Origin of the sequence: Thalassospira sp. (assembly GCF_002709775.1) — a bacterium.
Taxonomy (GTDB): Bacteria; Pseudomonadota; Alphaproteobacteria; order Rhodospirillales; family Thalassospiraceae; genus Thalassospira.
Genome location: NZ_PAQR01000025.1, coordinates 65,532 through 78,087, shown reverse-complemented (window position 1 = coordinate 78,087; position 12,556 = coordinate 65,532). Strand labels below are relative to the sequence as shown.

Below are 12,556 nucleotides of genomic sequence, written 5' to 3'. Positions count from 1 at the left end.
TCTTCAAGCAGGATGTCGGTTGCCTGGGCAAGCTGCACGTTAAAGCAGGTATCAAGAACGTCCGAGCTGGTCATGCCCTGATGGACAAAGCGGGCTTCTTCGCCGACCTGTTCGGCCAGCTCGGTCAGAAACGCGATCACATCGTGTTTGACTTCGGCTTCGACGGCATCAATACGGTCGATGCGGTCCTGGGTATAGGGCTTGTCGCCTTTTTCCCAGACAAGCTTGGCGGATTCTGCCGGGATAACACCCAGTTCAGCCAGTTTGTCAGCAGCGTGGGCTTCGATTTCGAACCAGATACGGAACTTGTTCGCCGGTTCCCAGATAGAGGTCATCTGCGGACGGGAATAACGGGGGATCATGCGGTCGCCTCCGGGCAATATGGTTGGGTGCCGGATAAGGATCTCGATGATCGGAATGCGTAATCAATTGCACGATCACGGCGCCGGCACGCTTTCACGGGGTCGGATAGTCCATTCCGCGCAAATTGGCAACCCTGCAGACGGGTATGGCAGGATTGTGAGGCGATTTTACCGGCCGAAAACTTGTGTGCTGTTAGAAAAATAGCAACTTATTAGAAGTATGTAGTGTAAGCAGGCAAAACGTATATGCGACGATGCGAATGATCCGAATGCGAAGTGGACGGAATTTTTATGGCGCGTGAACGCGACGGGGCCAAAAATCACCAGACAGATGTGAAACAGGTCCGCAAGACAGACAAGAACTATCTGGCGGAACTGGTGGAACTGGGTATTGCCCTTTCGGCGTCGCAAGGCCGTGAAGAGCTTAACCAGAAAATCCTCATGGCTGCGCGGAACTTCACCAATGCGGATGGCGGGTCGCTTTATCTGGTTAACCGGGAAGAAAGCGAACTTCATTTCCGCATCATGGTGAATGATACGCTTGATACGTTCTTTGTTTCGGGTCGCGAAACCGAAAAACCGTTTCCCCCCTTGCCGCTTTATGACGATCAGGGCCGCCCGAACTACGCCAATATCGCGACCTATGTCGCGCTGACGGGCAAGGCTATCAATATTGATGACGCCTATAGTGCCGAGGGTTTTGATTTTACCGGCACCCGGGCCTTTGATGCCAAAACAGGCTATCGGTCCAAATCCTTCCTGACCGTACCGCTTAAAAACACCAGCGGTGTGGTGATTGGCGTCTTGCAGCTGATCAATGCGCGCGATGATGCGGGCAATGTCATTTCCTTTGATCCGGCGATTGAGCCGATCATCAATGCACTTGCAAGCCAAGCCGCCGTCGCGATTGAAAACAGCCGCCTTCTGGTGGCACAGCGGGACCTGATGGAGAGTTTTGTGCGTGTGCTGGGTCATGCGATCGATGCCAAATCCCCGCACACAGCCGGCCATTGTTCGCGCGTTCCGATCCTCGCCCGCATGCTGGCGCAGGCCGCCGTTGATGATCGCCAGGGATCGTTTTCCAATTTCTACCTGACCGACATGGAATGGTATGAGCTTGATCTTTCCGCCTGGCTTCATGATTGCGGCAAGATCGTCACGCCCGATCATGTGATGGAAAAGGCCACCAAGCTTGAGACCATCCATAACCGCATCCACGAAGTTCGGACGCGCTTTGAAGTGCTCCGTCGTGATGCCGAGATCGAGATGCTTAAACGCAAGCTTGATGGCGAAGACGCTGATCAGTGCGAGGCCGATTTTGCCAAACGCGTGGCAGAGCTTGAAACCCAGTTCGCCATGGTGGCCGATGCCAATATCGGTGACACGGAACTTGATACCGACACCATCTTTGCCCTGCATGACATAGGGGAGCAGAAATGGACCCGCTATTTCGACCGCACTGTCGGCTTGTCCTGGGCAGAACATCAACGCCTTGATGACGGCGAACTGGCCGAGCTGCGTGCATCGGGAACCGAAAGCCTTCTGATGGATCGCGAAGCCGATATCTATGACGGCTTTAACCGTGGGGAGGTCTATAACCTTTCGATCCCGAACGGCACCCTGACATCCGAAGAACGCCAGGTGATCAATGACCATGTCGTCATTACCCAGGATATGCTTGCGCAATTGCCATACCCCAAGGAACTGCAACGCATTCCGGCCATTGCTGGCAACCATCACGAAAAGATGGATGGATCAGGTTATCCACGCGGTCTGACCGGCGATGATATGGGCATCCTCGAAAAGGTGATGGTGATCGCCGATATCTTCGAGGCCCTAACGGCGGTGGATCGTCCCTATAAACGGCCCAAGACATTGTCGGAATGTATCTCGATCCTTGCTGACATGCGCGACAAAGGCCAGATCGACAGCGAACTGTTTGAACTGTTCCTTACCAGCGGCACCTATCAGGAATATGGCCGCAAGCATCTGCGCGAAGATCAGTGCGACGATGTCGATATCGCGCAATTCATTCTTTCTGCGGTTAATTGACGTCCGAATGCGCATTCGGACGCCCTAGAATCGCGATTGAGGTTCGATCCTGTAGAGACGGACGCTTGCGCCACAGGTAAATGAGATTATCTCAGCATCCATCAAACCAAGGATGCTTAGATTTATGAATTTACGACGCTTTTCCCACCTACCTCTTAAACCCTCCGCAATCGCCATCACCTTAACCGCCGTCTTTTCAGGGCAGGCGTACGCCCAGACCGCGACGCCCGGTCAACGAGAAATCATTCGCGAGCAGGTCAATCCGCAAACCGATGATGCATTGAAACCGTGGTTGGGCGGCAATTGGCAGCTTGGTGCCATCGGCCGGGTTAGCAGCAATCCTTATCGCGGGGCGGACAGTGTCGATCCAAGTGCGTTGCCCGTTCTGGCCTATGATGCCGAACGGCTGCATATCGGTCTGGATGGCATTGACGCCAAAGTCTGGAAAAACGAGTTTGCCAGTGTTTCCATTCTGGGCGGGCTTCGCATGGAGCCATTTGATCCGGGTGACTCAAGCTATCTCAACGGGCTTGAAGAACGCGATATGGCGTTCGAGGCCGGTGTTGGCGGGTCACTCCGCTTGTGGCGTGGGGAGTTCCGGGCGAACTACCTTACTGATCTGAATGATGCCTATGGCGGGCATGAGATTGATGTCGGTTATTACCTTCCGACCAACTATGAAAAATTCCAGTTCAATTTTGGCGGTGGAGTTACCTGGCAGAGCGAGGAACTGGTCGATTACAATGTCGGCGTCCGTCGCAATGAAGTGCGTGCTGACCCTGGGTTCTATGCTCCGGGTGCGGCCTTTATCCCGCATCTTGATTTTAGCGTGACCTATCCGGTGACCGAACGGTTTGCCGTGGTTGGCACCAGTGGCGTGCGCTTCCTGCCCGATGAATATACCGACAGTTCGATCATCGAAGATGATTATGTACTAAGTGCCGGTCTGGTGCTGGTTTACAATTTCTGATCGGAAAGCCGGTTAAATCAGACCGAGTGTCTTGAAGGAATTGTATCCCGCGCGGCTGATGATGATGTGATCATGAACCGTGATCTCCATCGCCTTGGCCGCATCAACGATCTTGCGGGTCATGTCGATGTCACCCTTTGACGGGGTGGCATCGCCGCTTGGATGGTTGTGCACCAGAATAAGGGCGGAGGCATGCAGTTCAAGTGCACGCTTGATCACTTCGCGGGGATAGACTGGGGTGTGATCCACCGTGCCGCGTTGATGACATTCATCGGCAATCAGCCGGTTCTTGCGATCAAGAAACAGTAGATGCAGTTCCTCGTTCTTCAGATGCCCGATCCGGGCACGGCAATAGTCAATCAGCTGTTCCCAGCTGGCGATCACCGGCAGTTCCATGGCGCGTTCACGTGACAGGTGAAGCGCACTGGCCTCCGCGATCTTGATGGCGGCAATGCCGGCCTCGCCAAGTCCCTTGGCGGTTTTAAGGTCTTCGGGGCGGGCGGCCAGCACATTGGCAAAACTGCCAAACTGCGCGATCAGCGATTTCGCGAGCGGTTTGACATCCCCACGCGGCATTGCCATGCACAGCATCAGCTCAAGCAATTCGTAATCGGCGAGGGCGGTGGCGCCGCCCTTGATAAAGCGATCACGCAGCCGTTGGCGATGGCCGTGATAATGCGGCTTTGCAGGTTTGGTTTTAGCGGATTGGGGCGCATCAGGCTTTGGTGCTGCACTTGCGCTGGATGCATGGGCTGTGCGGGCCTGATCGAAAAAGACCCGCGTGCCATCATCAATTTCAGACGCGGTCTGTTGGGCAGGATTGGAAGCAGCTTTGCGATCTTGTTCTTCGCTCAAATCTGCTTCCCCTTTTTGCGTGCCCGTTACTCGGCAGCTTTGTCGAGATTATAGGGCGGCTTTTCCAGACCGGCGGGGGATCGGGTAAACACTTCGAACCCGTCTTCCGTCACGCCGAGCGAATGTTCAAACTGTGCAGACAGTTTGCGGTCTCGCGTCACGGCTGTCCAGCCATCGGGCAAAATTTTACACGCATAGGTTCCCTGGTTGATCATCGGCTCAATCGTAAAGATCATGCCCGGTTCCAGAACAATGCCTTCGCCCGGCTTGCCGTAATGCAAGACATTCGGCGCATCATGGAACACCTGACCCAGCCCGTGACCACAGAAATCACGCACGACAGAAAAACGTTCGCTTTCGGCATAGGACTGAATGGCATGGCCGATATCGCCAAGGGTTGCACCCGGTTTGACGGCATTGATGCCGCGCCAGAGCGACTCATAGGTCACATCAACAAGACGCTGCGCCATCACTTTCGGCGTGCCCGCAATATACATGCGCGATGTATCGCCGTACCAGCCATCAAGAATGACGGTGACATCGATATTCATGATGTCGCCATTGGCCAGTTTCTTGTCACCGGGAATACCGTGGCAAACAACATGGTTGATCGAGGTGCAGGTGGATTTCGGAAAACCGCGATAGCCAAGGCAGGCCGAAATCGCATTGTGATCGCGGATATATTCATCACACAGGCGATCAAGTTCACCAGTGGTGACACCCGGAACCACATGCGGGGTAATCATATCAAGCACTTCTGCTGCCAGCTTGCCAGCGGCGCGCATGCCTTCAAATGCTTCGGGGCCGTGAATTTTGACTGTTCCGTTCGCCACCCGAAAATCTCCTTAAACTCGGCAATATCTATGTTCGATGTATAGCCCAATGACATAAAGCCACCGGCCAGAATTGGCAAGGATTGGCTGATATGCGCGGGGTTTGATGCTTACAGCCCGATGATCGGAAGCGGGTTTCGCACAGTCACGGCACTGGTATCAATCGCGCAGTCATAGGCAATGGCCTCAACCCCGCTGTTTCGTGCTGCCTTGAAGCGTTCGCCGTAATGCGGGTCGATGTCGGCGGCCAAGGTAAAGCGGTCACAATCGGTGCGCTGGATCAGATAAAACATCACCGCCCGATGGCCTTCGGCGACCATATCGGCCATTTCATCAAGGTGCTTTGCCCCGCGTGCGGTAACGGCATCGGGGAATTCGGCAAGTCCCGGGACATCTTGATCACGTTTGAGATGGACGTTCTTGACCTCGACATAGCAAAGCCCACGCTCGGGATCAGATAGCAGGATATCAATCCGCGAATTCTTGCCGTACTTCACTTCGCGCTTAAGGTTTTCATAGCCCGCCAGTTCTGGAACCTTGCCCGCCAGAATCGCTTCTTCGACAATCGCGTTGGGATGGGCGGTATTGATGCCGATCCATGCATCACCGATCTGGCAGAGTTCCCAACTGTATTTCAGTTTGCGTTTCGGGTTGTCGGATTGCGACAGCCAGACATCAATGCCCGGCTCCTTAAGCCCGATCATGCCGCCCGGATTGGCGCAGTGGGCGGTGATCACCTCGCCACTATCAAGTTCGACATCGGCCAGAAACCGTTTGTAACGTTTGATCAGCTTGCCGTGGATCAGGGGGCTTGGGAGATGCATTTGGGGTCCTTCACAAATCTGTCCTGACAGAAGCTGTCATGTGAATAGTCGGGAACGACTGCCAATTTCGCGGCAAACAGGGCATACATCAACCCCTTGAAGTCACAACCCGTTTACGGAGCCATCATGCGTCAGAGCCTGCGCGATAAAATCATTGCTGTTTGTGATCGGAAGATCGCGCAAAAGGGGCCGGATGTTGGCCTGTCCTTCTATGCGTTCTTTGCCAATCGCAATGATGATCCGGACAGATTGATGGAGGCTGCAACCTGGTGGATCAAAACCCACGAACTTGATCACTTTGAAAAGGCGACCAAGATCCGTGAGATGGTGTCGGCCGGGAAATGATCCGGCCTTTATCGACTGCTACTGCTTCTTTGCGTCGTCACCCAGGAAATCAACCAGACTGACCTGACCCGATCCACGGCGCAGCGGCTTGGGTTGGCTTTCATCCGGGGCCCAGGCGGTCAGGTAGATCACCTGAAACTTGGCATGGATGCGGCCATCAGAGCGGGCATGGCGTTCGTGATAGATGGCGGCAGCGCGGGCAAGGGTACTGCGTTTGGTGAACTTCTTTGATCGTTTGGCGATCAGGTTGCTTTCACCCATTCCGGAAAGATCGCGCATCAGTTTGAGCGCATCGGGATAGTCGATATAGATATCGTCGGCATCGACCACCGGCAGGGCAAAGCCACTGCGCTGCAGGAGCGACCCGGCGTCCTTCACATCGACAAACGGCGATACGCGCGGCGACACGCCGCCTTCTTCCTCGGCCTCCGCCGTCATAAGCGCCTCGCGCAAATCCTTGAGCGTCTCGCCGCCCAGCAGGCATGCAAGGAACAACCCATCGGGTTTCAATGCGCGGCGTGCCTGAAGCAACATGCCGGGCAGGTCATTGACCCAGTGCAGGCTGAGATTTGAGATGATCAGATCAAGCGACCCTTCGGCAAAGGGCAGAAATTCCTCATCTGCCACCAGCGTGCCCTTGGCATTATTGTCGCGTGCTGCCTTGGCATAGCCGCTTGAAATATCGCTCTGATACAGGGTTTCGATGCCGCCGCGTTGACCAATGATCTGGCCCAGCTCACCGCTATGGCAACCAAGATCAACCGCCAACGGGAATTTACGGGTGGTATCATCAAGGCGATCGGCAAGGCGTTCGGCCGTTTCGGCAAACAGGAAGTTATAGTCCTGTGCCTTGGTCGCCGCGCGGTCGCGGCGCAGTTTCAGGATGTCTCGATCAAAGACAGTGATCGGATCGGCCATGAGGCGGGAAGCTCCGGCTAAAATCGTTGTAAAAGTTACGACCTAGATAGAGCCTCTTGGCGGTTGGTGCAATCAACCTTCACCATTTCCTGTGATGCGCATCGGGAATGCACCCTGGCGCAGAACCCAACGTGATGGGCTGAAGCTTAACAGGCGTTCGGCACCGCTAACTTGCGAAACCATTGCGCCGCCCATGATAATTTCCGCCGTGCCGGTAAGCTGCAACATGTCACCATTGGTGAAATCAACAAACACCAGACCCGCCAGCGGGTTGATCAGAAGATTACCCAGCGTGTTGAAAAAACGGTTCCCGGCATAGTCGGGAATGATCAGCGCCCCCTGATCGTCAATCATGACAAAGCCGGGCGGTCCGCCACGATGGGAAACATCAACTTCACGACCACGGTCCGGGGCAGGGTTATCGACATAGGATGCGATAAAGAACGTGTCGCTGCGCGCTATGAAATCGCGCACGTCGTTGGTAAGCGCTATGCCCGACTGGCTGGTACCTTGCGCATCGGGGGCGGCTACAAGGTTTCGCGGATGGATGTATTTCGGGCAATTGCCGAAACTGTGCCCGACCTTGATGTCAAAGGATGTCTCATTTCGGCGTGAAATCGTCCCGTTCAGACGATTGCGACGGCGTGTATGAAGCTCGATACCCAGGAGGCCGATAGCATCACCATCATTCATCCCGGCATCCGCCGGATCGGTTTCAACCCGCGGCAGGGTGACCGACAGGTGATGGGGATCGCTGGCAAACAGAAAGCCCGGCTGGTTGGCACGAAGCGTTGCCCACGGATTGCCATCGCCATCCACTGTGCCCAATACGGCAAAGGGCAATTGCGGATAAAACAGGCGATGCTGTTCGATGATGTGATCACGCAGCACCTTGCGCCCGACCTCCTCCATACGGGCATCAACACCAAGGATTTCCTGAAGGCGCACTTCCCCCGCATGCCAGGGCGATGGGGCGCGCCCTGGCATTTCGGTGGTGGTGGGGCGGGTATCGGTCGTATCGGAATAATCAGACATCTGGGACTGCTTTGTCTTTGGGGGCAAGGTGGTGCGGTGGCGTGTGGCGCGAGAAGGGTGCTTGATCAGGCTGATTTCAGCATTTCTTCTGGCGCATGCATGAAGGGCACAAAGCCCGGCAGTTCTTCGATGCGGTTCAGCCAATCGCGCACCTTGCCATAGGCGGCCAGATCGACATTGCCCTCGGGCGCACGGGCGACATAGCTGTAAAGCGCGACATCGGCGATGGTCGGATGATCTGATGCCAGCCAGTCATTGGCTTTCAGGTGGTCTTCGATATTGCCAAGGACCGCATGGGCGCGCGAGATGACTTCATCTGCATCAAACGGTGCGCCGAAAAGCGTGATCAGGCGGGCTGCGGCCGGGCCAAAGGCGATCTGACCGGCCGCAATCGAAAGCCAGCGCTGAACACGGGCGGCATCCTCGGCATCTTCGGGGAGCCAGTTGGTCGCGCCGGTTTTCTTGGCCAGATAAACCATGATGGCGTTGGAATCGGTGATCACGGTATCGCCATCCTGCAGGACCGGAACCTGGCCCAGGGGATTGAGTTTCACGAACTCGGGCGATTTGTGTGCGCCGTTGGCAAGGTCAACTTCAACCAGTTCATGTTCAAGGCCGAGTAGGCCCAGAAACAGACGGGCACGGTGGGCATGGCCGGAAATCGGATGGTGATAAAGTTTCATGTCAGCTTTCCTTGGTATGCGGGAACTGACGTGATGATGGCTGTTTCGGTGAAATTATAGAATAATCGAAACATGCAATTAATTATTCCGAAAACTGCATTAATCATTTATGCCCAAAATATTGTGAGGCCTTATTCTAGTGGTTCTGTTTTCCCGCACAGGTAGTGTTTCTTTCGTCCGAAAGTTTTTGTACAGTCGACTATAAGTGATATTTCGCAGGAGATGTAAAATATGGAAGATGATGGTTCTGGCGAATATAAGTCGTTTTTTTGGGGAACTGTCCCAAGAAGCTTAGGTTCGATGCAAGATAGACGGTTGTCAAAATACAATTCGAATCTTCTCAATGAATTTCGTAATAAGTTTTCTGATCTAGATAGTAATTCAGATCCAGCATCAGGAACTGGTGGTTTTTTTAGAAAAGTACTTAAGGAAGTTAAGAACCTTGAAGAGGAGCGTTCTGATAGAGAGGTCCTTAGAAAAAGAATAATACGGGAATTGAAATCTTACTATGAGAGCGAGAGTTTAACGTTGATTTTGGGTGCCGGAATTTCGATGGAATTCGGCCTTCCTTCTTGGGATGAACTTCTGAGAAGGTTGCTTGCAAAAACATTGGACAGTGATAGTGATGAAAACAAAATCATGGCTGCAATGTTTAATTCTGTTTTTGGTCCAAGTAGCTTAATAGCCGCTAGATATCTGAAAATTCATTTTGAGAAAGAAAAAACAGAAAAAGGAGGAAGAAAATTTCCATTTGAAACTGAAGTAAGAAAGGCATTGTATGAAAATTTAAGTGAAATTAACTCTAAAGTTTATAGTTCTATTGTTCAGTTGTGTGTGTCTCCCGGTAAAAACCCAAGCTTAGATTCGGTAATTACCTACAATTACGATGATATTTTAGAGCATGAATTGGATAGCCTAAATCTAGGTATAAAATATAGATCAATATACAACATGGGAATGAACCATAAGAAAGATGAACTTCCTATATATCATGTGCACGGTTATCTTCCTAGATCAGGGAATGTAACTGATAAACATGCATTGATTCTTTCTGATGATACATATCACCGACAGTATACGGATTTATATCATTGGAGTAATTTGGTCCAGATCAACAAATTCAAGGATACCAACTGTCTGTTTATTGGCCATTCATTTTCTGATCCAAACTTACGCCGATTACTAGATATTGCGAGATCTCAGCGCGGAAGCGATAAGGCTCAGCATTTTGTTATCAGGAAGCGCTACAGTCATGAACAGGTTAAAGCTACTTTGCGCCGTTTGCTTGAGCAGGAAGACTTGCTTGAGGCCGAAAATGGTAACGGAAACCTTGAAGAAGTCGCCAAAGGATTGGTTCGCACTGTGCACAAATTTGAAGAGAGCGATGCGCAGTCTTTTGGTGTCGACATCATATGGGTTGATGAATTTGACGAGATTTCAACGATTTTAAGTGAAGTTTCTAGATAGTAATTCGGTTGACTATTTAATGCTTGAGGAAAAGTGTTGGACCGTTTCAATGCGATGAATATCTTCGTGCGTGTGGCTGAAGAACAGGGTTTTGCGGCTGCTGCGCGAAACCTTAATATCAGCCCGGCGGCGGTGACCCGCACCATTGCCCAGCTTGAAGAGATCATCGGCGCGCGCCTGTTGGTGCGGACAACACGCTCGGTGACCTTGACCGATGCCGGGGTTCGTTATCTGGCAGATTGCAAACGGTTGCTCTCAGACCTCAAAGAGGTCGAGGCGGCGGCTGGTGGGGCCTATGCCAAGCCAAGCGGGATGCTGACCATCACCGCCCCGGTCCAGTTCGGGCAAATGCATGTCGCGCCGATTGTGGGGCAATATCTGGATCAATATCCGGACATGCGTGCGCGGCTTTTGTTGTTTGATCGCATCGTTAATATTGTCGAGGAAGGCATCGACCTTGCCGTGCGAATTGGTGATCTGGCGGACTCATCACTCAGCGCCGTTCGGGTCGGGCAGGTGCGCCAGACGGTGTGTGCATCCCCCGATTATTTCGCCAAACATGGCCTGCCCGAAACGCCCGCTGATCTGACGAAACATCGGATCATCGCCACGACAGGCTCGTCAGCAGCGCTTGATTGGCAATTCAAATCCCCGGAGGGCAGCGGCCGCAAAATAAGCGTGTCGCCCGATGCAAAGTGGCAGACCAATTCTATTGAGGCTGCACGCAATGCCGCGCTTGATGGCTGGGGGATTGTGCGGATGTTGTCCTATCAGGTCGCGCCATTCATTGCCGATGGTCGGTTGGTCGCCGTCCTTGGTGATTATGCCCCGGACCCGATACCGATCCATCTGGTCCATCCCGAAGGCCGCAACGCCCCGGCAAAGGTGCGGGCGTTTATCGATTTGGCGGCAGAAACCTTGCGCGCAAATCCTTTGTTTGATTTCGGGTAATTCAATCCTCGCGTGTGCTATGCTGTGCCTTCCTTGAGGTGATCGTGGATCGTATCGCAGATGATCGGGTGGGCGCGGACTGTTGCAACCATGGGCATCAACGCCATTTTGCCGCCGCGTTGCGGAGGGTGTGGCGATGTGACCGATACGACCCATGCGGTCTGCGCTGATTGTTGGGCCGGGTTAAGGTTTATCTCTGCCCCGCAATGTGCCTGTTGCGGTTATCCGTTCGAGCTTGATGTGTTTGACGGTGGTGATGGCGAGCAGATGCTGTGCGCGGCATGTTTGCAAAAGAAACCGGCCTTTGATCAGGCCCGCGCGGCCTTGGTTTATGATGATCACAGCCGGGAATATCTTTTGCGGTTCAAGCATGCAGACCGGGGTGATCTGACACCACTTCTGGCGCGCTGGGTTTATCAGGCGGGCAAGGGTATTTGGGAGCAGGCCGATCTGATCGTGCCGGTGCCGCTACATCGCAAACGGTTGCTGAAACGGCGTTATAACCAGTCCGGGCTTCTGGCGGCAAAGCTGTCACGTATGACCGGTGTGCACTGGGATGGGCTGGTTTTAAGGCGGGCCCGCAATACCCGAAGTCTTGGCGGTCTTGGTCCGTCTTCACGCAAACGCGAAGTTGGCGGGGCGTTTGAGGTGGATGAGGTGCAGGCCGTCAAATGCAATCTTGCCGGCGCGCGGGTTGTGTTGATTGATGATGTGCTGACCACCGGGGCGACCGCCAATGCCTGTGTCCGGGCGTTGAAGCGATCAGGCGCCATGCACGTATCTGTGATCACAGTTGCACGTGTCGTGCGATGACGCGCTGCAAGATTTCTGTTATACAGCCTTCATCTAAGTGAAATTCCGCACCGTATCAAACGCGGCGAACCCGATATTTCGGGGCATCAGCGATGATCGGTTGCCAAAGAAAGGATGAGTGCCACATGGCAAAAGTTGAAGTGTATGCCACCGAATGGTGCCCGTATTGCAAGCGTGCGCGCAAGCTGCTGGAAGAAAAGGGTGCCAAATACCAGTTGATCGACGTGATGATGGAACCGCGTCGTAAAAAGGAAATGATGGATCGCGCCAATGGCAAGCACACTGTGCCGCAGATCTTCATCAATGACGAGCATATTGGCGGCTGTGACGAGCTGATGGCGCTCGAAGCGGCTGACAAACTTGAAGCCAAGCTGTCTGCCTGATAATTCTCTGATCGGCTTATGGCAATAGTCATACAAAACCCCGGCCAGTTTGGCCGGGGTTTTTA

13 protein-coding genes and 1 pseudogene are annotated in these 12,556 nt (G+C 53.5%); 7 read left to right on the top strand and 7 right to left on the bottom strand.

Translation table 11 applies throughout. From position 1 onward, the window contains the following. A pseudogene (locus CMO10_RS10410) lies at positions 1-362 on the bottom strand (adenylosuccinate lyase); the annotation flags it as partial. Between the two features lie 291 nt (positions 363-653). On the opposite strand from CMO10_RS10410, the gene CMO10_RS10405 reads away from it, so the two are divergent. Then, complete coding sequence (locus CMO10_RS10405; RefSeq protein ID WP_297021598.1) at positions 654-2,414, top strand: HD family phosphohydrolase; 1,761 nt, start codon at positions 654-656, stop codon at positions 2,412-2,414. A 124-nt stretch (positions 2,415-2,538) separates the two neighbouring features. Further along, positions 2,539-3,384 carry a MipA/OmpV family protein gene (locus tag CMO10_RS10400; RefSeq protein WP_297021595.1) on the top strand — a complete coding sequence of 282 codons (846 nt, stop codon included), beginning with the start codon at positions 2,539-2,541 and terminating at the stop codon, positions 3,382-3,384. Positions 3,385-3,396: 12 nt separating this feature from the next. On the opposite strand, the gene radC is transcribed toward CMO10_RS10400, so the two are convergent. The 3 genes from radC to sfsA form a co-directional block, all read right to left on the bottom strand. Further along, a complete protein-coding gene (gene radC / locus CMO10_RS10395) occupies positions 3,397-4,239 on the bottom strand; it encodes a RadC family protein (protein ID WP_297021593.1) in 843 nt (280 codons plus the stop codon). A 26-nt stretch (positions 4,240-4,265) separates the two neighbouring features. After that, complete coding sequence (map, locus tag CMO10_RS10390) at positions 4,266-5,072, bottom strand: type I methionyl aminopeptidase (protein ID WP_044828119.1); 807 nt, start codon at positions 5,070-5,072, stop codon at positions 4,266-4,268. 110 nt (positions 5,073-5,182) lie between these two features. Beyond that, a complete protein-coding gene (gene sfsA / locus CMO10_RS10385; protein WP_297021591.1) occupies positions 5,183-5,896 on the bottom strand; it encodes a DNA/RNA nuclease SfsA in 714 nt (237 codons plus the stop codon). Between the two features lie 126 nt (positions 5,897-6,022). On the opposite strand from sfsA, the gene CMO10_RS10380 reads away from it, so the two are divergent. Continuing rightward, positions 6,023-6,241 carry a DUF6500 family protein gene (locus tag CMO10_RS10380; RefSeq protein WP_297021588.1) on the top strand — a complete coding sequence of 73 codons (219 nt, stop codon included), beginning with the start codon at positions 6,023-6,025 and terminating at the stop codon, positions 6,239-6,241. Positions 6,242-6,259: 18 nt separating this feature from the next. Here CMO10_RS10380 and CMO10_RS10375 read toward each other — a convergent pair whose 3' ends face one another. The 3 genes from CMO10_RS10375 to CMO10_RS10365 all read right to left on the bottom strand — a co-directional run bounded on the left by CMO10_RS10375 (position 6,260) and on the right by CMO10_RS10365 (position 8,877). Next, positions 6,260-7,159, bottom strand: a complete 900-nt coding sequence (locus CMO10_RS10375; RefSeq protein ID WP_297021585.1) for a methyltransferase domain-containing protein — start codon at positions 7,157-7,159, stop codon at positions 6,260-6,262. A gap of 72 nt (positions 7,160-7,231) precedes the next feature. After that, positions 7,232-8,194 carry a pyridoxamine 5'-phosphate oxidase family protein gene (locus CMO10_RS10370; protein ID WP_297021582.1) on the bottom strand — a complete coding sequence of 321 codons (963 nt, stop codon included), beginning with the start codon at positions 8,192-8,194 and terminating at the stop codon, positions 7,232-7,234. Between the two features lie 65 nt (positions 8,195-8,259). After that, positions 8,260-8,877, bottom strand: a complete 618-nt coding sequence (locus tag CMO10_RS10365; RefSeq protein WP_297021579.1) for a glutathione S-transferase family protein — start codon at positions 8,875-8,877, stop codon at positions 8,260-8,262. Between the two features lie 231 nt (positions 8,878-9,108). On the opposite strand from CMO10_RS10365, the gene CMO10_RS10360 reads away from it, so the two are divergent. The 4 genes from CMO10_RS10360 (at position 9,109) to grxC (ending at position 12,491) form a co-directional block, all read left to right on the top strand. Continuing rightward, positions 9,109-10,344: an SIR2 family protein gene (locus tag CMO10_RS10360; RefSeq protein ID WP_297021578.1), complete on the top strand. Its 1,236-nt coding sequence runs from the start codon at positions 9,109-9,111 to the stop codon at positions 10,342-10,344. Between the two features lie 36 nt (positions 10,345-10,380). Continuing rightward, positions 10,381-11,295 carry a LysR family transcriptional regulator gene (locus tag CMO10_RS10355; RefSeq protein ID WP_297021576.1) on the top strand — a complete coding sequence of 305 codons (915 nt, stop codon included), beginning with the start codon at positions 10,381-10,383 and terminating at the stop codon, positions 11,293-11,295. A gap of 60 nt (positions 11,296-11,355) precedes the next feature. Continuing rightward, positions 11,356-12,108, top strand: coding sequence for a ComF family protein (locus CMO10_RS10350; RefSeq protein ID WP_297021574.1), 753 nt, complete (start codon positions 11,356-11,358; stop codon positions 12,106-12,108). Between the two features lie 125 nt (positions 12,109-12,233). Further along, complete coding sequence (grxC, locus tag CMO10_RS10345; RefSeq protein WP_044828127.1) at positions 12,234-12,491, top strand: glutaredoxin 3; 258 nt, start codon at positions 12,234-12,236, stop codon at positions 12,489-12,491. The last annotated feature ends 65 nt before the right edge of the window (positions 12,492-12,556 follow it).